The organism is uncultured Tateyamaria sp., assembly GCF_947503705.1.
Classification (GTDB): Bacteria; Pseudomonadota; Alphaproteobacteria; order Rhodobacterales; family Rhodobacteraceae; genus Tateyamaria.
Window position 1 is genome coordinate 134,676 of record NZ_CANNES010000005.1, and the last position, 23,024, is coordinate 157,699.

General features: G+C 59.1%; 24 protein-coding genes. 19 read left to right on the top strand and 5 right to left on the bottom strand.

Translation table 11 applies throughout. The features are described from left to right. Window positions 1-4 precede the first annotated feature (4 nt). From Q1A44_RS13020 to Q1A44_RS13075, 12 genes are read left to right on the top strand one after another with little or no spacing between them, the layout of a single operon-like run. A complete protein-coding gene (locus Q1A44_RS13020; RefSeq protein ID WP_299625628.1) occupies window positions 5-424 on the top strand; it encodes a DUF4259 domain-containing protein in 420 nt (139 codons plus the stop codon). Then, window positions 421-858 (top strand): carboxymuconolactone decarboxylase family protein, encoded by a 438-nt coding sequence (locus Q1A44_RS13025; RefSeq protein WP_299625631.1) that lies wholly within the window; start codon window positions 421-423, stop codon window positions 856-858. Before Q1A44_RS13020 ends, Q1A44_RS13025 begins: the two co-directional genes overlap by 4 nt. After that, complete coding sequence (locus tag Q1A44_RS13030; RefSeq protein WP_299625634.1) at window positions 855-1,457, top strand: NADH-quinone oxidoreductase subunit J; 603 nt, start codon at window positions 855-857, stop codon at window positions 1,455-1,457. The genes Q1A44_RS13025 and Q1A44_RS13030 overlap by 4 nt, the downstream gene beginning before the upstream one ends. Beyond that, a complete protein-coding gene (locus tag Q1A44_RS13035) occupies window positions 1,457-1,963 on the top strand; it encodes a hypothetical protein (protein WP_299625637.1) in 507 nt (168 codons plus the stop codon). The genes Q1A44_RS13030 and Q1A44_RS13035 overlap by 1 nt, the downstream gene beginning before the upstream one ends. 48 nt (window positions 1,964-2,011) lie before the next feature. Next, window positions 2,012-2,317, top strand: coding sequence for an NADH-quinone oxidoreductase subunit NuoK (nuoK, locus tag Q1A44_RS13040; protein ID WP_187428658.1), 306 nt, complete (start codon window positions 2,012-2,014; stop codon window positions 2,315-2,317). A 5-nt stretch (window positions 2,318-2,322) separates the two neighbouring features. Beyond that, complete coding sequence (gene nuoL / locus Q1A44_RS13045) at window positions 2,323-4,392, top strand: NADH-quinone oxidoreductase subunit L (RefSeq protein ID WP_299625640.1); 2,070 nt, start codon at window positions 2,323-2,325, stop codon at window positions 4,390-4,392. A gap of 56 nt (window positions 4,393-4,448) precedes the next feature. After that, complete coding sequence (locus Q1A44_RS13050) at window positions 4,449-4,649, top strand: hypothetical protein (protein ID WP_299625643.1); 201 nt, start codon at window positions 4,449-4,451, stop codon at window positions 4,647-4,649. Next, window positions 4,649-6,190: an NADH-quinone oxidoreductase subunit M gene (locus tag Q1A44_RS13055; RefSeq protein WP_299625646.1), complete on the top strand. Its 1,542-nt coding sequence runs from the start codon at window positions 4,649-4,651 to the stop codon at window positions 6,188-6,190. Before Q1A44_RS13050 ends, Q1A44_RS13055 begins: the two co-directional genes overlap by 1 nt. 11 nt (window positions 6,191-6,201) lie before the next feature. After that, on the top strand, window positions 6,202-7,638 hold the full coding sequence (nuoN, locus tag Q1A44_RS13060) for an NADH-quinone oxidoreductase subunit NuoN (protein WP_299625649.1): 1,437 nt from the start codon (window positions 6,202-6,204) through the stop codon (window positions 7,636-7,638). 33 nt (window positions 7,639-7,671) lie between these two features. After that, window positions 7,672-8,448 carry a biotin--[acetyl-CoA-carboxylase] ligase gene (locus Q1A44_RS13065; RefSeq protein WP_299625652.1) on the top strand — a complete coding sequence of 259 codons (777 nt, stop codon included), beginning with the start codon at window positions 7,672-7,674 and terminating at the stop codon, window positions 8,446-8,448. Window positions 8,449-8,463: 15 nt separating this feature from the next. Beyond that, complete coding sequence (locus tag Q1A44_RS13070) at window positions 8,464-9,237, top strand: type III pantothenate kinase (RefSeq protein WP_299625655.1); 774 nt, start codon at window positions 8,464-8,466, stop codon at window positions 9,235-9,237. Between the two features lie 4 nt (window positions 9,238-9,241). After that, complete coding sequence (locus tag Q1A44_RS13075) at window positions 9,242-10,912, top strand: ribonuclease J (RefSeq protein ID WP_299625658.1); 1,671 nt, start codon at window positions 9,242-9,244, stop codon at window positions 10,910-10,912. A 67-nt stretch (window positions 10,913-10,979) separates the two neighbouring features. On the opposite strand, the gene Q1A44_RS13080 is transcribed toward Q1A44_RS13075, so the two are convergent. From Q1A44_RS13080 to Q1A44_RS13095, 4 genes are all read right to left on the bottom strand, one after another. Next, window positions 10,980-12,431: a DEAD/DEAH box helicase gene (locus Q1A44_RS13080; protein ID WP_299625661.1), complete on the bottom strand. Its 1,452-nt coding sequence runs from the start codon at window positions 12,429-12,431 to the stop codon at window positions 10,980-10,982. A 124-nt stretch (window positions 12,432-12,555) separates the two neighbouring features. After that, window positions 12,556-13,491, bottom strand: a complete 936-nt coding sequence (locus Q1A44_RS13085) for a glycosyltransferase family 2 protein (RefSeq protein WP_299625664.1) — start codon at window positions 13,489-13,491, stop codon at window positions 12,556-12,558. Next, a complete protein-coding gene (locus Q1A44_RS13090; protein WP_299625667.1) occupies window positions 13,492-14,448 on the bottom strand; it encodes a glycosyltransferase family 2 protein in 957 nt (318 codons plus the stop codon). It lies immediately after the preceding gene. A gap of 3 nt (window positions 14,449-14,451) precedes the next feature. Beyond that, complete coding sequence (locus tag Q1A44_RS13095) at window positions 14,452-16,062, bottom strand: peptide chain release factor 3 (protein ID WP_299625670.1); 1,611 nt, start codon at window positions 16,060-16,062, stop codon at window positions 14,452-14,454. A 169-nt stretch (window positions 16,063-16,231) separates the two neighbouring features. Here Q1A44_RS13095 and Q1A44_RS13100 point away from each other — a divergent pair, with 169 nt between their 5' ends. Continuing rightward, the gene (locus tag Q1A44_RS13100) at window positions 16,232-16,597 is read left to right on the top strand and encodes a nuclear transport factor 2 family protein (protein ID WP_299625673.1); all 366 of its coding nucleotides are present in this window, start codon (window positions 16,232-16,234) and stop codon (window positions 16,595-16,597) included. Window position 16,598: 1 nt separating this feature from the next. Here the strand turns inward: Q1A44_RS13100 and Q1A44_RS13105 are convergent, their stop codons facing one another. Then, the gene (locus tag Q1A44_RS13105; RefSeq protein WP_299625676.1) at window positions 16,599-17,603 is read right to left on the bottom strand and encodes a Hint domain-containing protein; all 1,005 of its coding nucleotides are present in this window, start codon (window positions 17,601-17,603) and stop codon (window positions 16,599-16,601) included. A gap of 138 nt (window positions 17,604-17,741) precedes the next feature. Here Q1A44_RS13105 and Q1A44_RS13110 point away from each other — a divergent pair, with 138 nt between their 5' ends. From Q1A44_RS13110 to Q1A44_RS13135, 6 genes are all read left to right on the top strand, one after another. Then, window positions 17,742-18,521: an SDR family oxidoreductase gene (locus tag Q1A44_RS13110; protein ID WP_299625700.1), complete on the top strand. Its 780-nt coding sequence runs from the start codon at window positions 17,742-17,744 to the stop codon at window positions 18,519-18,521. Next, complete coding sequence (locus tag Q1A44_RS13115) at window positions 18,521-19,639, top strand: DNA alkylation repair protein (RefSeq protein ID WP_299625703.1); 1,119 nt, start codon at window positions 18,521-18,523, stop codon at window positions 19,637-19,639. Before Q1A44_RS13110 ends, Q1A44_RS13115 begins: the two co-directional genes overlap by 1 nt. 162 nt (window positions 19,640-19,801) lie before the next feature. Beyond that, window positions 19,802-21,157, top strand: coding sequence for a sodium:proline symporter (locus Q1A44_RS13120; protein ID WP_299625706.1), 1,356 nt, complete (start codon window positions 19,802-19,804; stop codon window positions 21,155-21,157). Window positions 21,158-21,191: 34 nt separating this feature from the next. Further along, window positions 21,192-22,277, top strand: coding sequence for an ABC transporter ATP-binding protein (locus tag Q1A44_RS13125; RefSeq protein ID WP_299625709.1), 1,086 nt, complete (start codon window positions 21,192-21,194; stop codon window positions 22,275-22,277). After that, window positions 22,274-22,618, top strand: a complete 345-nt coding sequence (locus Q1A44_RS13130) for a Lin0512 family protein (protein ID WP_299625711.1) — start codon at window positions 22,274-22,276, stop codon at window positions 22,616-22,618. The genes Q1A44_RS13125 and Q1A44_RS13130 overlap by 4 nt, the downstream gene beginning before the upstream one ends. Further along, the gene (locus Q1A44_RS13135) at window positions 22,615-22,956 is read left to right on the top strand and encodes a Lin0512 family protein (protein ID WP_299625714.1); all 342 of its coding nucleotides are present in this window, start codon (window positions 22,615-22,617) and stop codon (window positions 22,954-22,956) included. The genes Q1A44_RS13130 and Q1A44_RS13135 overlap by 4 nt, the downstream gene beginning before the upstream one ends. Window positions 22,957-23,024: the final 68 nt, after the last annotated feature.

The following is a 23,024-nucleotide window of genomic DNA, read 5'->3' on the forward strand; positions in this document are numbered from 1 at the left end:
GGCAATGGGCGCGAGTGGCGTAGGCATATTTGAGGACGATAGCTGTCTCGACTGGATCGAGGAAGACTATGCGACAGGCGGCGTAGAAGCAGTGCGCAGCGCGTTGTCGGATGCGGCTGACGCCTCTGCGGGTGACTATATCGAAGTTGACCAGGGCGGAGCCGCCCGCGCGGCGGCCGAAGTCGTCGCCACCAGCTTTGATGCGGGTCCCGAGTTGGACGAGGATGACCTTGATCGCTTGCGCGAACATGCTGAAGATGTGGAGCAAGACCGCGATCTGATCCCACTTGCCTTGAAAGCCGTGCGTCGGATCAGCGCCGAAAATTCCGAAATTGCCGAGCTTTGGGCCGAAAATCCCGATTTCGGGGGCTTGTGGTCTGCTGAAATGGACGGACTTGAAACCCGTTTGAGGGGGCTTTTGTGACTGACACGCCGCAAAACCCCTTTGCCGCCATGATGGCCCAGATGCAGGAGCAGATGCAGGAAATGGCCAAGGCCTTTCCGCAGATGGCGGCTTTTGATCCGGCCAAGGGCTTTGACCCCAAGGCGATGGAGGCCATGTGGCCGACCATGCCCAAGGAGATCATGGAAGCCTGGTTCGGCAACGCACTGAATGAAAACGGGCTGGACGCCAAGACGCGTCTATTGATCACGCTGGCGGGTTTGACCATGCAGGGCGCGCAGGCCGACAGTGCCGTGCGCCAGACCGTGCGTCACGCCCGTGCGGCAGGAGCCACCGATCAACAAATTTCCGAGACTTTGGGCATGATGGCGATGTTCGCCGGCGTGCCCGCCATGACCCGCGCCATGGAATTGGCCCAAGAGGTCATGAATGATGCTGACGAGGACAAGACATGACCGTATTTGCCTTCTACCTGTTTGCCATATCCGTGATCACAGGGGGCCTGTTCACAGTGATCAGCCGTAACCCGGTCCACTCGGTTCTGTGGTTGATCCTGTCCTTCTTGTCGGCGGCGGGCCTGTTCGTGTTGCTGGGCGCGGAATTCGTCGCGATGCTGTTGATCATCGTCTATGTGGGCGCGGTTGCAGTGCTGTTTCTGTTTGTCGTGATGATGCTGGATGTGGATTTTGCGGAACTCAAGGCTGAGATGGCCAAGTATCTGCCCCTTGCCCTGCTGATTGCTGTTGTGATCCTGATGCAATTCGTGATGGCCTTTGGGGCATGGGAAAGCGCGTCGGCAGCCGAGGGCCTGCGTGCGCAGGTCATCCCGGTAGATCGCCACAATACCGAAGCCTTGGGAATGGTCCTCTATGACCAGTATTTCCTGCTGTTCCAGCTGTCGGGTCTGATTCTGCTGGTTGCGATGGTGGGTGCCATCGTGCTGACCCTGCGCCACCGTTCGGATGTGAAGCGTCAGGACGTGGTTGCGCAAATGATGCGCGATCCAGCAGTGGCGATGGAGCTGAAAGACGTCAAACCGGGGCAGGGCCTCTGATGTCGTTTTCTTACAAAGAAAACGGCTCGGAATTTTTGAAAAATTCCGCCTGCACGCTGGTGGCAGCGATGGTTCTATCCGGGCCTGTTTCGGCAGTGACCCTGACAGATTGTGACCGCACCACGCATATTTCTCATGGGGGCGAGGCTGATCATGTGGATATGGGCGAAGGCCGTGTGATGTGGCGCGATTGGTGGAGCCAGGAAGGCACGTCGACCTCGTTCACTCTGGTGGATTGTGCGCCGGGCACCGCGCTGCGCTTTCGCAGCCAGGAAGAGAACATGAGCGCGCGTTTGCCTTTTGATCGGACCAAAAAGGCGTTGGCCATCATCGACCGTCACGAGGCGGGTGCCCGCACCTTTGCCACTTTTGATCGTATTGCCGCCGATCTGGACGGCATCGCCAAAGATATCGAACTGACCACCCTGACGGCAGAGCCTTGTGCTTGCGCCGCACTCTACCCCGACGCACGGGGCGACAAGACAGAATTCGTGTTGGGCGGCTAACGCCCGGCATCAGACCAAGAAACGGGGGTACACCCCCGGAGGGACGACATGATTGGACTTGAGCATTATCTGACGGTGGCAGCGACGCTGTTCGTGATTGGCATCTTTGGCCTCTTTCTCAACCGCAAGAACATCATCATCCTGCTGATGAGCATCGAGTTGATGCTGCTGGCGGTGAATATCAATCTGGTGGCCTTCTCAAGCTTTCTGGGTGATCTGGTTGGGCAGGTGTTTACCCTCTTTGTCCTGACTGTTGCGGCGGCAGAGGCGGCTATCGGTCTGGCCATTCTGGTCTGTTTCTTCCGTAATCGCGGCACCATCGCCGTCGAAGACGTCAACGTGATGAAGGGCTAAGGCACATGGAAACTATCATCCTCTTTGCCCCACTGGTTGGCGCGCTGCTCTGTGGCTTTGGCTGGCGCATCTTTGGCGAGACGGCGGCCATGTGGATCGCCACCGGCATGCTGTTCCTAAGCGCGGCACTGTCCTGGATCGTGTTCCTGACCTTTGACGGCACGACCCAGAGCATTCAGATCCTGCGTTGGATAGAAAGTGGTAGCCTGTCCACCGATTGGGCCATCCGCCTGGATCGTCTGACGGCCATCATGCTGATCGTGATCACCACCGTGTCGGCCCTCGTGCACCTCTATTCCTTTGGCTACATGGACAAAGACCCGCAGTGGAAAGAGGGTGAAACGTATAAGCCCCGTTTCTTTGCTTACCTGTCCTTCTTCACCTTTGCGATGCTGATGCTGGTGACCGCCGACAACCTGGTTCAGATGTTCTTTGGTTGGGAAGGGGTCGGCGTTGCCTCTTACCTCTTGATCGGCTTCTATTACCGCAAACCAAGCGCCAATGCGGCGGCCATCAAGGCTTTTGTGGTCAACCGGGTGGGCGACTTCGGCTTTGCCCTGGGCATATTTGCCCTGTTTTTCCTCACGGACAGCATCCGCTTTGACGACATCTTTGCCGCTGTGCCGACGATTGCCGAGACGCAATTGACCTTTCTGTGGGCCGAGTGGAATGCGGCCAACCTGATTGCCATTCTGCTCTTTATCGGGGCCATGGGGAAATCAGCGCAGTTGATCCTGCACACCTGGTTGCCGGACGCGATGGAAGGGCCGACGCCCGTATCCGCCCTGATCCATGCAGCGACCATGGTCACCGCCGGTGTGTTCCTGGTGTGCCGCATGTCACCGTTGATGGAGTTTGCACCTGAGGCGACGGCATTCATCACCATTTTGGGTGCGGCCACAGCCTTTTTTGCCGCGACCGTGGGGTTGGTCCAGACCGACATCAAGCGCGTCATCGCCTATTCGACCTGTTCGCAACTGGGTTACATGTTCGTGGCCGCAGGCGTGGGTGTCTATTCTGTCGCGATGTTCCACCTGTTCACGCACGCGTTCTTCAAGGCGATGCTGTTTCTGGGTGCCGGTTCGGTCATTCACGCGATGCACCATGAGCAGGACATGATGAATTACGGTGGTCTGCGCAAAAAAATCCCCTACACCTTCTGGGCCATGATGATAGGCACGCTTGCGATCACAGGCGTGGGGATTCCGCTGACCGGCTGGATCGGCTTTGCCGGCTTTGCATCCAAGGACGCCGTGATCGAAAGCGCCTTTGCATCGGGCAACGGGTTTGCCTTCTGGGCGCTGGTGATTGCGGCCCTGTTCACGTCCTTCTATTCGTGGCGGCTGATGTTCCTGACCTTCTACGGCACGCCGCGCGGCGACAAACATACCCATGAGCACGCGCATGAAAGCCCGATGGTCATGCTGATCCCGCTGGGCGTTCTTTCGCTTGGCGCCGTATTTGCCGGTGCGATCTGGTATTCGTCTTTCTTTGGCAAGACCAACGAGGTGATCAAATTCTTTGGTGGTCATTATGAGGCCCCGGCAGAAGAGTTGAAGAAGGCCGTCGCCGAGCGCAGCCCGAAAGCCTCAGAGCTGAAATACGTGATGGAAGATGGACCAGGTGAGGCGGGTATCTATATCGCGCCCGAAAACACGATCCTGCACGAGGCGCATTACGTGCCGACCTGGGTCAAGCTGTCGCCCTTTGTCGCAATGCTGATCGGGTTCATCGTGGCCTTCTGGTTCTATATCAAAAACCCCTCGCTGCCCGGTCGTTTGGCCGAAAATCAGCGGCCCTTGTATTTGTTCCTCAAGAACAAGTGGTACTTTGACGAGCTCTATGACGTCATATTCGTCAAACCGGCCATGTGGATCGGCAAGCAGCTTTGGAAAAAGGGCGATGGCAACGTCATTGATGGGTCGCTGAACGGGGTGGCCATGGGCATCGTGCCCTTTATCACCCGGCTCGCGGGACGGGCGCAGTCCGGTTATATCTTTACCTACGCCTTTGCCATGGTGATCGGGATCGCTGTTCTGGTCACGTGGATGACGCTTTCCGGAGGGGCAAACTGATGCTTGCGGCGCTTCCGTTTGAGTTCTGGCTTTTGACAGGCGCGTGCGTGTTGCTCATGGCCGCTGCGGCCTTTTTTCTCGGCGCGCCGCACTGGTGGCAGCGTGGCCTGGCGCGATCTGCGCTTGTGATCGGGGGCGGAGGTCTCTTTGTATGCACGACGGCCTACCTGTCCGTTTTTGTGGCCATTTTGATCACAGTGTTGCCCTTCGTACTCGTCATCGCCTTCTTCACTGACTTTTTCGGGGGACTGTTCTGATGGACAACCTTCTTTCCATCGTCACCTTCATCCCCGCACTGGCAGCCCTGATCCTGGGTGTATTCCTGCGAGGCGAGGATGAGGCGGCACAGCGCAATGCCAAATGGGTAGCGATGTTTGCCACATCTGCAACTTTCCTGGTGTCGCTCTTTATTCTGTTTGAGTTCGATCCCAACAACACCGGTTTCCAGTTCGTGGAAGAGACCGAGTGGCTGTTGGGCCTGCAATATAAAATGGGCGTGGACGGGATTTCGGTTCTGTTTGTGATGCTGACCACCTTCATGATGCCGCTGGTGATCGCCGCGTCGTGGAACGTGACGGACCGCGTCAAGGAATACATGATTGCCTTCCTGCTCTTGGAAACGCTCATGCTGGGCGTGTTCATGGCGTTGGATCTGGTGCTGTTTTACCTCTTCTTTGAGGCGGGCCTGATCCCGATGTTCCTGATCATCGGAATCTGGGGCGGGGCGAATCGCATTTATGCGAGCTTCAAGTTCTTCCTCTATACCTTCCTCGGGTCGGTCCTGATGCTGGTGGCCATGGTCGGCATGTTTGCCGATGCGGGCACCACCGATATCGAGCAGTTGTTGACCCACAATTTCGCGTCCGAGACATTCAGCTTGCTCGGTGTGCAGATCATTGGTGGAATGCAGACGCTTCTCTTCATCGCGTTCTTTGCCAGCTTTGCGGTCAAGATGCCGATGTGGCCAGTACACACCTGGTTGCCTGATGCACACGTACAAGCCCCCACGGCCGGTTCTGTGGTGCTGGCGGCGATCCTGTTGAAAATGGGCGGCTATGGCTTTTTGCGCTTCTCGATCCCGATGTTCCCTGTGGGGTCCGAGGTTCTGACGCCACTGGTGCTTTGGATGTCGGCGATTGCGATTGTTTATACCTCGCTTGTGGCGCTGGTGCAGGAGGACATGAAAAAGCTGATTGCCTATAGTTCCGTCGCTCACATGGGCTTTGTGACAATGGGGATCTTCGCGGCGAACCAGCAGGGCATTGACGGGGCGATCTTCCAGATGCTGTCGCACGGCTTTATCTCGGGCGCGCTCTTCCTTTGTGTGGGCGTGATCTATGACCGGATGCACACGCGGGATATTGACGCCTATGGCGGTCTCGTAACCCGAATGCCGGCCTATGCGCTGATCTTTATGCTCTTCACCATGGCCAATGTGGGATTGCCGGGAACCTCTGGGTTTGTGGGTGAGTTCCTGACGCTGATGGCGGTCTTCCAGGTTAACACCTGGGTTGCGGCTGTGGCCACAACGGGCGTGATTTTCTCCGCCGCTTATGCGCTGTGGCTTTACCGTCGGGTCGTGATGGGTGATCTGATCAAGGAAAGCCTGAAGTCGATCACAGACATGAGCCGCCGCGAGCGTGCGATCTTTGCCCCTCTGGTGGTTATGACGATCCTGTTGGGCGTGTATCCCGCCCTGATCCTCGACATCATCGGGCCGTCGGTCGCCGCCCTTGTAACACAATACGATACGGCCCTGGCCGCGGCAGAGGCCGCGACCCAGTTGGCTGCGAATTAAGGACCTGAACCATGGCTGCTGATCTTACAATCATCCTGCCGGAAATCCTGCTGGCGATCTTTGCCATGCTGGGCCTTTTGGGCGCGGTCTATACGGCGAAGGACGGGCTGGCGTCAGCCTTGCTTTGGTCGACGGCGGCGGTGTTCATTGCTTTGGCGGCCTGGATCGGGCTCACGGGAGAGGGGACCAACATCGCCTTCAATGGCATGTTCGTCGATGACGGGTTTTCCCGCTTTGCCAAGGTTGTGATCCTGCTGTCTGCCGCCGCTGTGCTGTTGATGAGCGAAGGGTATATGCAGGCGCGAGGGCTGTTGCGTTTTGAATATCCGATGCTTGTAGCACTGAGCGCTGTGGGCATGATGATGATGGTATCGGCGGGCGACCTGATGGCGCTTTACATGGGGCTTGAGCTGCAATCGCTAGCTTTGTATGTCGTCGCCTCGCTGCGACGCGACAGTGTCAAATCGACCGAAGCAGGTTTGAAATACTTTGTTCTGGGTGCATTGTCGTCCGGTCTTCTGCTCTACGGCGCATCGCTGGTTTATGGCTATGCGGGCACGACGCTGTTCTCAGGTATTGTGCAGGTGGCCCAAGACGACATGTCGCTAGGGCTGCTGTTTGGCCTAGTGTTCCTTATGTCTGGCTTTGCCTTCAAGGTCTCGGCCGTGCCTTTCCACATGTGGACGCCAGACGTTTATGAAGGTTCGCCCACACCGGTTACCGCCTTTTTCGCGACAGCGCCCAAGGTTGCGGCCATGGCGCTTTTTGCACGCGTGATGCATGACGCCTTTGGCGATGCAGTGTCGAACTGGCAGCAGGTCATGGCTCTGCTTTCGGTCCTGTCCATGTTCCTTGGCGCCTTTGCCGCCATCGGTCAAAGCAATATCAAACGTCTGATGGCGTTCTCGTCCATTGCCCATATGGGCTATGCCCTGATGGGTCTTGCGGCGGGCACCGTGTTGGGCGTGCAGGCGATGCTGGTCTATATGGCGATTTATGTGACGATGAACGTCGGCACCTTTGCGTTCATCCTGATGATGGAGAAGGATGGCCAGCCCGTGGTCGAAATTTCGTCGCTCAACATGTATGCCAAGCGTGAGCCGGGCAAAGCCCTGGCGATGCTCGTACTGCTGTTCTCGCTGGCGGGCGTGCCCCCCATGCTGGGCTTTTTCGGCAAGTTCTATGTGTTGCGGGCCGCCTACGAAGGCGGTTTGGCCTGGCTTGCTGTAGCCGGTGTGATCGCGTCGGTGATTGGGGCCTATTACTATCTGCGTATCGTCTTCTTCATGTATTTTGGCGATGCCAAGGAAGAAGGGCTGAACGGTGGCAAGTCACCCGTGCTCTGGGCCTTCCTAATGGGATCGGCTGTGATCATGGTTCTGGGCATCGTGAACATGTTCGGTGTGGAGGGCGCGGCGGCGGCAGCGGCGGCAGCGCTGGTGCTCTGAGCAGCGCCGCTTCGACCACGTCGGCACGCCGTCATGCATGAGCTGGGAAAAACCGATTTCGACCAGCCTTGGCCGCAGGCTTATGATTGCATTGTGCTGGACGAGGTCGACAGCACGATGGACGAGGCCCGCAGACGTTTGCCTGAATTGACAAGGCCCACGTGGATTTTCGCGCGAAATCAGTCAGCGCCGCGTGGGCGGCGTGGTCGTGTGTGGCACATGCCAGAGGGTAACTTTTCCGCAACCCTGGTGATGCGACCGGACGAACCCATCGCCCATGCGGCCTTGCGCGCATTTACTGCTGGACTTGCGATGTTATCCGCGCTGTCGCCTTATTCTGCGGTAGGCGAGTTTGCGTTGAAATGGCCGAACGACGTATTGCTGTACAAAAGGAAAATTGCGGGCATTTTGCTGGAAAGCGAGAGCCTGAAGGACAAATGCCAGTGGTTGAGCATTGGATTCGGTGCAAACCTGCGCGGCGCCCCCGCGTCGTCTGACCTTGAGCCGCAAGCCATACCCGCCACAAGTTTGCGCCAAGACGGTCACACCGTGCCGCGCCCCGAAGATGTGTTGCATCGTCTTGCCTGTTCGTTTGCGGATTGGGAACGTATTTTCCGGGACTACGGCTTTGAAAGCGTGGGCAAGATGTGGATCGGCTACGCCTATGGCCTGGATCAGCCCGTGGTGGCGCGGATGGGCAAGCGTGAAGTGCGCGGGATATTCCGCACCATTGATCTCGACGGCAACTTGATTCTGAAAATGGACGACGGGTCGTTCGAACGGATCGCTGCGGCGGACCTGTTTTTCTGACGAGGAGGGCAATGCATGCTTTTGGCGATTGATTGCGGCAACACCAACACCGTGTTTTCCATCTGGGACGGTGAGGGGTTCATCGGCACCTGGCGCACCTCGACCGAATGGCAGCGCACGGCGGACCAGTACTATGTCTGGCTGTCCACGCTTATGAAGTTCCAGAATATCGACGTGACCATCACCGACATGATCATTTCGTCCACTGTGCCGCGGGTTGTGTTCAATCTGCGCGTACTGGCGGATCGTTATTTCAACACGCGACCTTACGTGGTGGGCAAGGCTGATTGCATGTTGCCTGTTGGCGTGCGCGTGGATGAGGGGACCCAAGTCGGCCCTGACCGGTTGGTGAACACAGTTGCGGGCTTTGACCTTTATGGCGGTGACCTGATCATGGTGGATTTTGGGACCGCCACCACCTTTGACGTGGTGGACACGGATGGGGCCTATATCGGCGGTGTCATCGCGCCGGGCGTGAACCTGAGCCTTGAGGCGCTGCACAATGCCGCTGCGGCCTTGCCTCATGTGGACATCACCAAACCGCAGGCGGTCATCGGCACCAATACTGTGGCCTGTATGCAATCTGGCGTCTTTTGGGGTTACGTGGGCCTCGTCCGTGAGATATGTGCCCGGATTAAGGCGGAACGCGCCCGCGACATGCGCGTGATCTCGACCGGTGGACTGGCACCTTTGTTCCAGCAGACCGAGAGACTTTTTGACGACTATCAAGACGATTTGACGATGCATGGCCTGACGGTCATCTATCGCTATAACAAGGAAAATAACTGATCTCATGAGCAGTGAACGATTGATCTATCTGCCCCTTGGTGGGGCGGGTGAAATTGGCATGAATGCCTATGTGTATGGCTATGGCGCCCCGGATCAGGAACGCCTGATCGTGGTGGACCTTGGCGTGACCTTTCCCGATATGGACGGCTCGCCCGGGGTGGACCTGATCCTGCCCGACATCACATGGCTGGCAGAGCGCAAAGACCGCATTGACGGGGTGTTTATCACCCACGCCCACGAGGACCATGTGGGGGCCGTGTCGCACACCTATGAACAATTGGGCGCGCCGGTTTATGCGCGGCCGTTCACGGCCAATATCGCGCGGCGCAAGCTGAGCGAATATGGCCATCCGGACAAGGCAGTGACCGTTGCAGGCACCTGGCCCGAAACCGTGACGGCGGGGCCCTTTACCGTGGGCTTTTTGCCCATGTCCCACTCGATCCCCGAAAGTGCGGCCCTGATCATCGACACCCCTGAGGGCCGCGTGATCCATTCCGGGGATTTCAAGCTGGACGAGACACCGCTTGTCGGTGAACCCTTTGACCCCGACCTTTGGGCTGATGTCAGCAAGGATGGCGTCAAGGCGCTGGTCTGCGACAGCACCAACATCTTTTCGCCCCATGCCGGCCGGTCCGAGGCGACCCTTGGCCCGGAGATTGAAAAGCTGATCCGGGGCCATACCGAAGGGGTGGTGGTTGCGACCACGTTTGCGTCGAACGTGGCGCGGGTGAAAACCCTGGCCGAGGCGGGCGAGCGGGCAGGGCGGTCGATTGTCTTGCTGGGTAGGGCCATGCGCCGGATGATCGAGGCATCGATCGAGACGGGCGTGTTGAAAGACTTCCCGCCAGTGATCAGCCCTGAGGATGCGCGCAATGTTCCGCGCGAAAACCTGATGCTTCTGGTCACGGGTTCGCAGGGCGAGCGTCGCGCTGCGTCCGCCCAACTGGCCAATGGCAAGTATATGGGGCTTGAGTTGAAAGAGGGTGATCTGTTCCTGTTTTCCTCAAAAACCATCCCCGGTAACGAGCGTGGTGTGATCCGCATCATGAATCAACTGTCTGAAAAAGGTGTCGATGTGGTTGATGATTCCTCAGGTCTCTATCATGTGTCGGGCCATGCCAACCGCCCCGATCTGGAGCGGTTACAGGATATCGTGAACCCGCAGATCGTGGTGCCCATGCACGGCGAACACCGTCACCTGCGCGAGCATGTGAAGCTGACAGAGGCCAAGGGCCGTCGCGGAGTGTTGGCAGTCAACGGGATGATGATTGACCTGTCGGGCAACGCGCCCACAGTTGCGGAGTATATCGAGACAGGGCGCACGTACCTGGACGGCTCGGTGCAGATCGGAGCGCTGGACGGTGTCGTGCGTGATCGGATCCGCATGGCGCTGAACGGGCATGTTCTGGTCACGCTGATCCTGGACGAGGCGGATGAGCCGCTGGGGGAGCCGTGGTGTGAAACCATGGGTCTGCCCGAAACTGGCCGGTCCAAGGCAGCGCTGGTCGAAGTGCTGGAGGCGGATCTCAGCCAGTTTCTCGGTCGGGCCGATGCCAAGACATTGCGCGACGATGGCCCGCTGGAGGAAGCGTTGCGCCGGATCGTGCGCAAGACGGGCCAGGACGAGATTGGAAAGAAACCCGAAGTAACGGTTGTGATCAGCCGGATGCACTAAGGTTCCGGTGTTATGAAATGAAAAAGGCGGGCCATGGCCCGCCTTTTTTGTATCTCACAACAGGTCCTTAGCTGGCCCGCCGCTCCTCGAAGCTGAGTTCGATAAAGCTGGGCGTGTGATCGCCCAGGCCCACGACCTTGTTGCCGCCACGTTCATCTCGGCTGGAGGAAGACCGGCTCCGACTGGACGAGGAAGACCGGCTCCGGCTGGATGTGGATTTGGGTTTTTCGGCGACAGGCTCAGGCGCTGTCGTGGTTTCTGCGGGTGCAGGCTCCGCCTTGGGGGTGCGGGGGGCACGTGGTGCGCGCGTCGCCTTTGGCTTTTCCTCGGCGGCGTCCTTGGGGGCCTCTGCGGCCTCCGATCTGCCCTTGGCCAGCGGATTGTCGATGCGCGGAATAGCCTTTTGGATCAGCTTTTCGATGTCCTCAAAATTCCGCTCGTCCCGGGGCACGCAGATCATGATTGCTTTGCCATCGCGCCCGGCGCGACCGGTGCGGCCAATGCGGTGCACATAGTCTTCGGCGTGGCTGGGCACATCGAAGTTGAACACGTGGCTGACCGACGGCACGTCCAGACCGCGTGCCGCCACATCAGAAGCCACAAGGAAGCGCAAATCGCCATTACGGAACCCTTCGAGGGTGCGCGTCCGTTGGGACTGGTCCAGATCGCCGTGGATAGGGGCCGCATCATATTTGTATTTTGTCAAAGACTTAGCGACGATGTCCACATCGGTCTTGCGGTTGCAAAAGATGATCGCGTTGGTACATTTCTCGCCTTCGGCGTCGATCAGCATGCGCAGCACTTTACGCTTTTCCGATGCTTCACGATCCTTGCGCGATCCTTTGAACATGACAACGCCCTGTTCGATGGTCTCGGAGGCCGTGGCTTGACGCGCCACCTCAATCCGCTCGGGATTGCTGAGGAAGGTGTTGGTGATCCGCTCGATCTCTGGCGCCATGGTGGCAGAGAAGAAGAGGGTCTGGCGGGTGAAAGGTGTGAGGCCGAAAATCCGTTCAATATCAGGGATAAAGCCCATATCGAGCATCCGGTCCGCTTCATCCACGACCATGACTTTTACATCATTCAGGATCAGCTTGCCACGCTCGAAATGGTCGAGCAGGCGACCGGGTGTGGCGATGAGGACGTCGACGCCCTTGTCGATCAGGATATCCTGTTCCTTGAACGAAACGCCGCCGATCAGCAATGCTTTGGTCAGCTTCACATGCTTGGCATAGGTGTCGAAGTTTTCGGCGACCTGGGCGGCCAGTTCGCGTGTGGGGCACAGCACAAGGCTGCGCGGCATCCGGGCGCGCGCACGACCACGGGCGAGCATGGTGATGAGGGGCAGGGTGAAGCTGGCGGTTTTGCCGGTGCCGGTCTGGGCGATACCCAAAACGTCACGCCCCTCAAGGGCGGGGGGAATCGCGCCTGCCTGGATCGGAGTGGGGGTTTCGTACCCCGCCTCTTCGATCGCTTTGAGGACTTTGGAATTCAGATTCAGATCAGAGAATTTTGTCATGTATATCCGTGGGTTGCGGACACTGACTTGGCCCGCGGCGTCTGCTCATGTCGGCCCGACTGGCCCAAGAGGGGGCACCGTGCCCCAACATGTTGCGCGTCCATAACAAAGGCGCTGCTTGGCGTCAAACGAACGCGTCCGGGAAGTGTTTTTGGGCCACAGTGTCGAGGTCCAGATCGACCTCTCGCAACAGGCCGTGTTTGTCGAGACGGGCGCGCATGTCGGGGCTGTCCCCGACCACTTCGTCGTAGAAATGGCGCAGCCCTTCTTCTCCCGCATCGGCTATGATCGCGAGAAACAGATCATGCAGGTTCATGCCCCCCTTTTCCGGGGCTTTGACGCCTTTCAACTCCGCCCGGTACGAGCCTTTGTCCAACCGGTAGTCAAAGGAGGCGCGCCATGCTTCCCACGACTTGGCGTGACAATGGGCAAGGTCGATCTGTGTCAATTCGGCCGCGTCCGGGATCATGACGTTGGCTTGAAACGCGTTGTGAATTCTGACGGTGATATCCGGTAATCCACTGCGCACAAAGAGTTTTCCCGCAAGGTGGCTGAGAAACCCGCCGCGAATGTGCATGCCGAAATTGGGATAGATCTGTTCCACAATGCCCTGCCGTTTGCTGTTGGCGGGAACGAACCCCTTGAAGGCGGTGGTTGACCCGCCCAACAACTCCATCGGGCGAACACGAGCCGAGGTCTGGTTCGCAGGCAATGCTGCCAGAACCTCGGAGATGGGCTGTTGCGGCACTAGGAATTCGTCGACGTCCATGTGGATCAGCCAATCGACCTCGGCCCGCCGGTTATAGGCGTGTGTGGCGTTATAGGTCTGGCGTACCTGGTGGCGTTTCGGGCGCGGGCAGCCCAGTTTTTGCCAATGCGCGCTGTCGCAGGTCTGTACCCGAATTTTTGGGTGGGCTTTCAACGGCTTGAACGCTTCCGCGTTGTCCTCATCCAGGAAAATATAGAGCCGATGTGCGCCCTGTTCGAGGTGATAGGCCGCAAAGCGCAGGATGTCGCTTGCGGGCGCAAGGATCGTCGCAGTCAGGCCCCAACGTGTCATTCATTTCCCTTCGATGTCGCCGAAATGGCGGGCGACCTTGGCATCCAGATCAAGTGTCGCGGTGACCAGCATGTCATGGGCGTCCAGCAGGTCAAGGCGTTCGGGGCTCGCCACGGACATCTCGGTGTGGAAGTGGCGCAAGGCCGGGATGCCTCCATCCTCCAGCAGGGTTTTTATCAGACCGCCCAATGGGTTAAATCGCCCCTTGCGGTTGCGATAACTGCCCTTGTCCAGACGGTACATGATGTGGCGGTGGAAGGTTTCCCAGTCGGGGGCGTGGGCGTGGCCGATCTCCAGCCCTGGAACGTGCGTGCCGGTGTTCACGACTTTGCCGTGATGGCGCAAAGCATGTATGCCAAGACGGACACCATCGAGGCCCGTGCGGGCGATGTTCTTGGGGCTTTGCGTGCTGATGAAGCCACCCGCGACATGCTCACCATAGGTGGGATAGATCTGGCGCAGGGCGGCCTTGGGTCCTGTGCGTTTGAAGTGGTGAGGGTCGCCTGCAGTATCGAGCATTTCAACAGGCGCCATGGCGATGTGGGTGGCACTGGGGTCAGCTGCGGCGAGTAGGGGCTTTATCGGGCCGGGCGCCAGAACGAATTCATCGACATCAATATGGGCGAGCCAGTCCAGGGTGCTGATCCGGTAGATGCGAGTTGCATTAAAAGCTTGACGTAACTGATGGCTTTCCCTCAGCTTCTCCGGTTTACCCGCCCAATAGGCATCGTTGCATTGATGCACGCGCACGCGGGGATGCGAGAGCCGTTCGGCCAGTGCCGGATCGGGCAAATCCAGATGCAGATGGACCCGGTGCGCACCCATATCAAGGTAAAATGCTGCGAAACGTGCCACCTGTTCCAGCGGTGCCTTTACCGTCGAAACAATGCCCCAGCGCAGTTTGTCGGGGTCGGTTTGCACCGGTCCGGGCACGGCCAAGGCGACGCCACCCGCCACGGCCTAGACCATCATTTCCTTGGTCGCCGTCAGCTTTACGTCCGGGTAGTCGCGGTCGACGCGGTCGATATCCCATTGCAGCCGGGTGAGGTAGACAACGTCGCCATCATGATCATGGGCGATGTGCTGTTTGTTGGCTTCGGTAAACTTATCAACGGCTTGTCGGTCGCCATTCACCCAGCGGGCCGAGGTGAATTGTGAGGCTTCGAACCGTACGGGCAACCCGTATTCCAGTTCGATCCTGCTTGCCAATACCTCAAACTGCAATGCGCCCACGACGCCCACGATGAACCCCGAGCCGATGGAGGGTTTGAAGACTTTCGCGGCGCCTTCCTCCGCAAATTGCATCAGCGCTTTTTCCAGATGTTTCGCCTTAAGCGGATCACCGGCCCGCACCCCTTGCAGCAACTCGGGGGCAAAGGAGGGAATACCGGTCACGCGCAGCGCTTCGCCTTCGGTCAACGTGTCACCGATGCGCAGTTGGCCGTGGTTCGGGATGCCGATAATGTCGCCGGCCCAAGCTTCTTCAGCCAATTCACGGTCAGAGGCGAGGAACATGACCGGGTTGGAAATCGCCATCGGTTTTTTCGTGCGCACATGGGTCAGTTTCATGCCGCGTTTGAAGTGGCCGGAGGCCATGCGGACAAAGGCGACACGGTCGCGGTGCTTGGGATCCATGTTGGCCTGAACCTTGAAAACAAAGCCAGAGACCTTTGTTTCTTCTGGTAAAATCTGGCGTGGCTGCGCTTTTTGTACCTGCGGTTCGGGGCCATAGGTCGCGATGCCATCCATCAGTTCCTTGACCCCGAAGGAGTTGATGGCAGAACCAAACCAGATGGGTGTCAGCGACCCTTCGGCCATCAGTGCCGGGTCCAGCGGCGGCATCAGCTCGCGCACCATCTCCAGGTCTTCTTGCAGCTTCTCCAGCAGTTCAGCCGGCACATATTTTGCCAACTGTGGATCGTCCAAGCCATTGATTTCGATGGACTCCGCAACCTTGTTGCGATCCGCTCGGTCCATCAGTTCAAGCCGGTCGCGCAAGATGTCGTAGCAGCCAATGAAATCACGGCCGACGCCGATCGGCCAGGAGGCGGGGGTCACGTCGATGGCCAGGTTTTCTTGAATTTCGTCAATGATCTCAAAGACGTCGCGGCTTTCGCGGTCCATCTTATTGCAAAAGGTCAGGATCGGCAGGTCGCGCATACGGCAGACCTCGAACAGCTTTTGGGTCTGGCTTTCGACGCCCTTGGCACCATCGATTACCATGATTGCCGCGTCAACGGCCGTAAGGGTCCGGTAGGTGTCTTCTGAGAAGTCGGAGTGACCGGGTGTATCCACAAGGTTAAAGCGGAACGTGTTGGCTTTGCTGGTAAAATCAAAGGACATGGCCGATGCCGAGACAGAGATACCTCTGTCTTTCTCCATTGCCATAAAGTCGGAACGGGTGCGCCGTGCCTCGCCCTTGGCGCGGACTTGACCAGCCATTTGAATGGCCCCGCCAAAGAGCAGGAATTTCTCGGTCAGTGTCGTCTTGCCCGCATCGGGGTGCGAAATGATCGCAAAGGTGCGGCGACGGGCGATTTCGGGGGGCAGTTCGGGGCGATTGTCCAGCATTCCTGCCCTATAACTCTGCCGCCGCGAGGGGGCAAGGCGGACTGGGACAAGGTATTGCGCCGGTTGCGCAATGCACAAAGTTCGATGCGATGCCGCAAGAGACGTCCTGACAAAAATTGACATGAGTGCCGGTTAGCCATGGACTATCAAACCAAGCGAGGACGCTGATATGACTTTGAATGAAATTGCCAACGAATTGGTTGCAGGATGCCGTTCGGACCAGACCTTTGCGAACCTGGACAAGCTTTATGCCCCCGACGCTGTATCGGTCGAGCCGATTGATCATGGCGAGGGTCGTGAGGCGGTGGGCCTGGATGCGATCAAGGCCAAGCATGAGTGGTGGGACAGCACGTTTGAAATGCTGGGCGGCGAGATTTCCGACCCTATGCCACATGGCGACGACCGTTTCGCAGTGATCTTCGAGGTCAAGGCCAAGATGATCGCCACCGGCGAAGTGAGCGACATGAAAGAAGTCGCGGTGTATCACGTGGCCGATGGCAAGATCACCCGCGAGGAGTTCTTCTACTCTGAATAGGTTATCGTGTGGAGGCCCGGCGCAGCAACTCGGCGGCGTCGGGTCGGTCCAGCAGCGTTTCCTTGACGTCGAGGCCAGAAAGTCCGGCATCCGTTCCTTCGGTCAAACGCGCGCTGACCTCATCGGGTACAACCGGTTTGGTGCGCGTGTCGATCAGCATGGATTCCGCCGCAATCCCTTCGGCATAGATGATCTGATGCGTGTCAAAGAGCAGTTCGAAATAGTCGACAAATCCGCCATCCTGGACCGTCACGCTGTCACCGTTGACCAGATGCCGTGCCTTGACCAGCAGTTCGGAGCGTCCGGCGCCAAGCCGGTCCTCGCGCTGATAGATGAACAGTCGGTGGTCGGGCGACACGATCAGGTCGTGCAGATTGTTGAGGGTTCCAGCCCGAATGCGGATAGGGGCGAAGTCGCCGACGGCGCGCACAGTGGATTGGCCAATCCAACGCACTTCCTGGACCCCGTCATTGCGGGTCAGGACACGGTCGCCAACGCGCAGCTTTTCGATCGGGGTCTGCAAGCCGGAAGCCATGGTTATGTGCGTGCCCCGCGTGAAACGGGCGCAAGACAGGTGCGCAAACTTGGCCCGCGCACCCTCGCGGTCAATCCCGACCAGAGCATAGGGCGCGCGTGGCAAAAGCCCTGCCAAAGGCAGCAGATAGATGGCGTCGATATCGCCTGCGCCGTCCACTTCGACCAAGACCAGCGCATCGGTGATCTGCCCATCAGGCGACATCAGCGTCAGGGCGCAATCGAGGTGAATGGCGGCCCCCGTCGTGCCAAGCGCGCTGCCCTCAGCCACGGTCAGATGCGTTTCGTCTGTGGCGTGCAGGGTGAGCCGTTCGGGCACAGCCGCAGGCGTCAGTTGATAGACATCGTCCAACATCAGCTCGGCCGCATAGGACAAGGGATCGCCCAGGTTGGCGCCTTGTGTCACCACAAAGCTGTCTGCGGCATAGACAGGCAAGCTTTGGGCGGGGCTGTTGTTTGGTGCGTGTTTCATGGTCCGATGCGCCTGGGAATGCCAAGGCAGTAGCGTAGAATTGTGGCAGGTTGGGGTCAACGGTTCGGTCTTTTGCTGGCGCAAGTCGTGATGGACCGTTACCTCTGGGCCAAGCAACATGAGAGAGGGAGATTTGGAATGGATCTGGGAATTGCAGGGAAACGGGCGGTGGTTTGTGCCTCATCCAAGGGGTTGGGGCTGGGCTGTGCCGAGGCGTTGGCAGAGGCCGGGTGCAATCTGGTGATGAACGCGCGTGGTGCGGAGGCGCTAGAGGCGTCGGCGTCAGCCCTTCGGGCCAAATACAGCGTGGATGTGGTCACCGTAGCCGCCGATGTCTCCACGGCCGAAGGGCAGGCGCAGCTTGTGGAGGCGGCGGGTGACGCGGATATTCTGGTCAACAACGCGGGAGGCCCCCCGCCGGGCATGTGGACCGATTGGGACCGCGACGATTTCATCAAGGCACTGGATGCCAATATGCTGGCCCCCATTGCGCTGATCAAAGCGTTGGTGCCCGGCATGATGGAGCGTGGGTGGGGCCGGGTGGTCAACATCACCTCGCAATCCGTCAAAGCCCCGATCCCTGTGCTTGGGCTGTCGAATTCGGCGCGTACGGGGCTGACCGGGTATGTTGCGGGCACCTCGCGGCAGGTGGCAGGTAAGGGCGTGACCATCAACAACCTGCTGCCCGGCATTCATGCAACCGACCGTGCCGATGCGTTGGATGGCGGTGTCGTCAAGGCGCAGGGCATCACGATTGAAGAGGCTCGTGCAAGCCGCGCGGCGACGATTCCGGCAGGCCGCTATGGCACGCGCGAAGAGTTCGGCGCGGCCTGTGCTTTCCTGTGCTCGACCCATGCAGGCTTTATCGTGGGGCAGAACCTGCTTTTGGACGGCGGCGCCACGGTGGCAACAATCTGATGGCCAAAGCAGCCCCCACATTTTCATTGAAAGATCAGCTCTTTAACGCCGATTCTCTTGGGGATTTGGCGGGTGAATATGCGGGGGCTGTGCCAGGTTTCGACCGGGACGCGTTTCACCGCGCCGCTTTGGGCGGCGTGGCGGAGCGTTCGTTGCTGGAGTGTCTGGATTGGTTTGCCGACTGTCTGGAGCCTTATCTGGCCTCGGATTTTCCGGCCATGGCGGAGCAGATCGAGGCGGCGATGCCCGCGCCACTGGACCCGACGCTGCGCGATGACGACTTTGGCCGCTTCATCCATGCAGTGCCGGGGGTTCTGGCGGTGCGCCATGGGCTGGAGGCTCACCGGGACCGGGCGTTGGACCTTTTGCATGCGGCCACGCAGCGCTTTTCGATGGAGTTTTACATCCGCCCGTTCTTGAACCGGTGGCCGAAGGAGACCCTGGCCCGGTTGGAAGCTTGGGCTGGCGACGACAATTACCATGTGCGACGCTTGGTGAGCGAGGGGACAAGGCCTAAACTGCCTTGGGCCCGCAAAGTGGATTTGACCTTGGCGCAGACTTTGCCTTTGCTGGACCGGTTGCAAGGGGATAGCACGCGTTTTGTGACCCGCTCGGTCGCCAATCACCTCAATGACATTGCCAAGACGGACCCGGAAGCGGTTTTGGGCCGGTTGGCGGCCTGGTCGGGGGGGACACAAACAGCCAAAGAGCATGAGTGGATGCGCCGCCACGCGTTGCGCACCTTGATCAAGGACGGACATCCGGGTGCGATGGAGATGTTGGGCTATGCTGCAGATGCGGAGGTGGATGTATGCGTGGACGTGGACCGCGCCGTCATCGCGATGGGCGAACCCCTTGAATTTGAGGTGAGGGTCGAGGGTGCGGCCCCGGTGATTGTGGATTACCGTATCCTGTTTGCGCGACCGGGCGGCAAGCGAGGCGAAAAGGTGTTCAAGCTGAAGGCGGGCAGGGTGAGCCGGGTCAAGCCGCTGATCCTCAAGAAGGTGCACAAGCTGAAGGCAAACGCGACCACTTTTCAGCTTTATCCCGGGATCCATGGCCTGATCGTGCAGGTCAATGGTGTAGACCGGGCGAGGACGACGTTTGCAATCGTTTGATCGGTGGGCGGGACTGTTTTGACGCTGCGCTTTCAAAATGCGCCCACCCACCGACCCATGTTGGCGCACTTGATGACGGGTCTTCACGAAGCTGTGCAGCTGGTGGAGCGAACAGGATCGCACTGTTAATCCTCGCGGAAATTCTTTGCGGAAAGACCTGCCATGACGCCCCTGACCTTCATCGCCCTCTTTGCAATCGTGATTGGGGCCAGCGTTCTGGCTGCCCCACGCAGGGCCACGGTCGAGGGGTTCTTTGGCGGTAAGACCGCAGGTGCCGCGCCGGGGTTGTGGACACTGGTTCTGAGCCAGGTGACCACGTGGATCTTTGCTCGCAGCTTGATGAACGCGGCGATTCTTGGCTACTTTTACGGCATCGCAGGCACGCTGGCCTATGCCGCTTATTACGGCAGCTTTTTGACCGGTGCTTTCATCATTGCTCATCTGCGTCATGCTGATGCCGGGTCGGTGCAGGATTGGTTGAACGCGCGTTTCGGGTCGGTGGGCACGGGGGCCTATAACCTGGTGGTGGCGCTACGCCTTTTGTCCGAAGTCTTTGCCAATCTGCTCGTTGTCGGCCTGATTGCGGGGGCTGTATCTGAGGGCAATGGGACGGCGGCGATCCTTGTGGTCGCTGTGGTGGGGCTGGCCTATTCCGCCTGGGGCGGTTTGAGTGCCGCACTTCGCACGGATGTGGTACAGATGGCGCTGTTTCTGGCCGTTTTTATTGTGGCATTCGCCTATCTGATCCTGAGCCCGGGGTTTTCCTGGGTCGCCGTTCTGACGGCACCGGGGACGGCGGGATCCTATAACGGTTGGGTTTTGATGGCCGTTGCCTTGCTTCAGGTGTTCTCATATCCCGCCCATGATCCGGTGATGATGGATCGCGGATTTTTAGCCGACGTGCGCACCACGCGGGCCTCGTTTTTACATGCGTTCTGGCTTTCGACCTTATGCATCGTCGGGTTCGGATTTTTTGGGATTCAGGCGAGCCTCGTGGGCGCGGATTATGAACGCGAGTTGATTGGCACCTGGGGGATGATGTTTCCGCCTTGGGTTTTCGCACTCTTGATTTTGTCGCTGTTGGTGTCGGCCCTGTCGACGCTTGATTCCGCCCTGTCGTCCGCGGCACGGTTGGTGGTGGAGGAGCTTGCTTGGGCGCCGCGTTCATTGAGCGGGGGGCGGATGGTGATGGTTGTGTTCATGACGCTTGGTGCGCTCTTGACGCTATGGGGCAATGCGACGCTGTTTGATGCCGTGGCGGTCAGCGGGACGGCGTCGATGTTCCTGGCTCCGGTTTTAGTCGTGGGATTGGTGCGCGGCCGACGCGTGGCGCTATGGGCTTTTCTGGTGGCCTTTGCCACGGCTGTTCTTGGGGCGGTGACCTATTTCGGGCGCGGTTGGTCCAGTGTGGCGGCGATCCTGCCAGAGGGGCACAAATACGAACAGCTTTTGGTGATATGTGTTGTCGTTCTGGGCGTTGGCTTTGCCGCGGTGCTTGCGGGTTCGCGGCGGGCCTGATACCTCCCGACTGTTTTGATCGGGAATATGCGGCGTGACGGCACCAAGGCTGGAAATTCGGAACCTTGTGCGCAGCTTTGGCGGGCGCACTGTCGTGGACGGCGTGAGCCTGAGCATTCAGCCGGGGCAGGTGACCTGCCTTTTGGGGCCCTCGGGTTGTGGCAAGTCGACCACCTTGCGGATGATCGCAGGCGTGGAGATGCAGGACAGCGGCGAGATTTATGTCGACGGCAGCCTGATTTGCGACACGGTGTTTCGCGTGCCGCCCGAACGCCGCGAGATTGGCCTGATGTTTCAGGACTTTGCGCTCTTTCCACACCTCAGCGTGGCTGGGAACGTGGCCTATGGGCTGTCCGGGCCCAAGGACGAACGCCGTGTCCGTGTTGAAGAGATGCTGGAGCGGGTCCACATGAGCCGGTTCATCGACATGTTTCCCCATCAGCTGTCGGGGGGCGAACAACAGCGTGTGGCGCTGGCCCGTGCGCTTGCCCCACGTCCCCGCATCATGCTGATGGATGAGCCCTTTTCCGGTTTGGACAACCGTCTGCGCGACGGTATCCGCGACGAGACCCTCGCGATTTTGAAACAGGAAGACACCGGCGTCTTGCTCGTCACCCATGAACCGGATGAAGCGATGCGCATGGCCGATGAGATTGCGTTGATGCGCGATGGTCGGATCGTGCAGCGGGGCGCGCCCTATAACGTCTATACCCGGCCAGTGGATCGTGCATCGGTCGCGTTCTTCAGTGATGCCAACCGGTTGCGCGCCACGGTCGAGGGTGCATTGGCCATGACCCCCTTTGGGCGCTTTTTAGCGCCGGGTGTGCCGGATGGGACAGATGTGGATATTGTCTTTCGCCCGCAACATGTGCGCATTGACTTTGACCGGGCGGGTGTGGGGCCGGGGCCGACTGCGGCCGAGGGCACAGCCGCAAAGGCGATGGTGACCCGTGCACGGTTCATGGGCAATGAGAGCTTGGTCGAGTTCCGCCTGGATCACGATGGGTCGATCATGAAAGTAACAGTGCCGGGTGTGTTTTTGCCGCAGTCCGGGACGGCCATGTGGCTGCGCATTCGGCGCGACAAGTGTTTTGTATTTCCAGCGGAGGTGAGCGCATGAGCGGTCCGATGATTGTGGAATTTGGTCTAGGAACGTCCTTGCGTCGGGGCAGCTATACCGAGGCCGCCGCGCGCGCGGTGCGCGCCGCGCTGTGGCGCAATTCCATCAACTTGGCGGAATATATGGGCGTGAGCAAAGAGGATATGCGCATTGAAGTGAGCATTGGTTGCGCCAAGCCTGAGGTGGTAGATGTTGCCGTTCTGGCTGAGGTGTTTCCCTATGGCGAGGCGTCTTTTGTTGTGGAGCATGGCGGGCTGGATGTGGCCCGTCCGGAAGGGGTTGGTAATCCGACCGTGATGGCACAGGCGGCCCTGGTTGTGTCGGTGGAGGTGCCGTCATGAACGAGCAACGTTTGATCATCGAGATGGCCCAAGGGGTCGACCTGCATGGCCGTGACGACACCAAGGCCGCGCGGCGGGCCGTTGAGCAGGCGCTGCAGGGCGCGTCTTTGCCGATCTTTGACACTTTGGGGCAGGAACGGGACGTGATGCGTGTTGTTGTGCACATCGGAGTGCCCCGGCCGGAGGCTGTGGATGTGTCAGTTATTTCGGCGTTGCTGCCTTATGGGACTGTCGAGGTTGTGGTCGAGAAGGGTGGGCTGGATGTGCCTGTGGCGGGTGACGTGGCTCTGATGGCGGTTGCTGCACTTGAGGTGTTCCTGCCGGTTCGTTCAGAATAGCCCCGTATGATCACAGATGGCGTATGCCGTCGGGCGGCTCTGTTTGCTGGCGCAAAGGCGCCCGCCCG

Bases quoted from the DNA above. Each gene is read 5' to 3' on its own strand.
- nuoK (WP_187428658.1), top strand. From the start codon at position 2,012: ATGATTGGACTTGAGCATTATCTGACGGTGGCAGCGACGCTGTTCGTG.
- Q1A44_RS13050 (WP_299625643.1), top strand. From the start codon at position 4,449: ATGGCCGCTGCGGCCTTTTTTCTCGGCGCGCCGCACTGGTGGCAGCGT.
- nuoN (WP_299625649.1), top strand. From the start codon at position 6,202: ATGGCTGCTGATCTTACAATCATCCTGCCGGAAATCCTGCTGGCGATC.
- Q1A44_RS13110 (WP_299625700.1), top strand. From the start codon at position 17,742: ATGGATCTGGGAATTGCAGGGAAACGGGCGGTGGTTTGTGCCTCATCC.
- Q1A44_RS13035 (WP_299625637.1), top strand. From the start codon at position 1,457: ATGTCGTTTTCTTACAAAGAAAACGGCTCGGAATTTTTGAAAAATTCC.
- Q1A44_RS13070 (WP_299625655.1), top strand. From the start codon at position 8,464: ATGCTTTTGGCGATTGATTGCGGCAACACCAACACCGTGTTTTCCATC.
- Q1A44_RS13065 (WP_299625652.1), top strand. From the start codon at position 7,672: ATGCATGAGCTGGGAAAAACCGATTTCGACCAGCCTTGGCCGCAGGCT.
- Q1A44_RS13080 (WP_299625661.1), bottom strand. From the start codon at position 12,431: ATGACAAAATTCTCTGATCTGAATCTGAATTCCAAAGTCCTCAAAGCG.
- Q1A44_RS13135 (WP_299625714.1), top strand. From the start codon at position 22,615: ATGAACGAGCAACGTTTGATCATCGAGATGGCCCAAGGGGTCGACCTG.
- Q1A44_RS13105 (WP_299625676.1), bottom strand. From the start codon at position 17,603: ATGAAACACGCACCAAACAACAGCCCCGCCCAAAGCTTGCCTGTCTAT.
- Q1A44_RS13030 (WP_299625634.1), top strand. From the start codon at position 855: ATGACCGTATTTGCCTTCTACCTGTTTGCCATATCCGTGATCACAGGG.
- Q1A44_RS13085 (WP_299625664.1), bottom strand. From the start codon at position 13,491: ATGACACGTTGGGGCCTGACTGCGACGATCCTTGCGCCCGCAAGCGAC.
- Q1A44_RS13095 (WP_299625670.1), bottom strand. From the start codon at position 16,062: ATGCTGGACAATCGCCCCGAACTGCCCCCCGAAATCGCCCGTCGCCGC.
- Q1A44_RS13115 (WP_299625703.1), top strand. From the start codon at position 18,521: ATGGCCAAAGCAGCCCCCACATTTTCATTGAAAGATCAGCTCTTTAAC.
- nuoL (WP_299625640.1), top strand. From the start codon at position 2,323: ATGGAAACTATCATCCTCTTTGCCCCACTGGTTGGCGCGCTGCTCTGT.
- Q1A44_RS13120 (WP_299625706.1), top strand. From the start codon at position 19,802: ATGACGCCCCTGACCTTCATCGCCCTCTTTGCAATCGTGATTGGGGCC.
- Q1A44_RS13130 (WP_299625711.1), top strand. From the start codon at position 22,274: ATGAGCGGTCCGATGATTGTGGAATTTGGTCTAGGAACGTCCTTGCGT.
- Q1A44_RS13100 (WP_299625673.1), top strand. From the start codon at position 16,232: ATGACTTTGAATGAAATTGCCAACGAATTGGTTGCAGGATGCCGTTCG.
- Q1A44_RS13075 (WP_299625658.1), top strand. From the start codon at position 9,242: ATGAGCAGTGAACGATTGATCTATCTGCCCCTTGGTGGGGCGGGTGAA.
- Q1A44_RS13020 (WP_299625628.1), top strand. From the start codon at position 5: ATGGGCGCGAGTGGCGTAGGCATATTTGAGGACGATAGCTGTCTCGAC.
- Q1A44_RS13055 (WP_299625646.1), top strand. From the start codon at position 4,649: ATGGACAACCTTCTTTCCATCGTCACCTTCATCCCCGCACTGGCAGCC.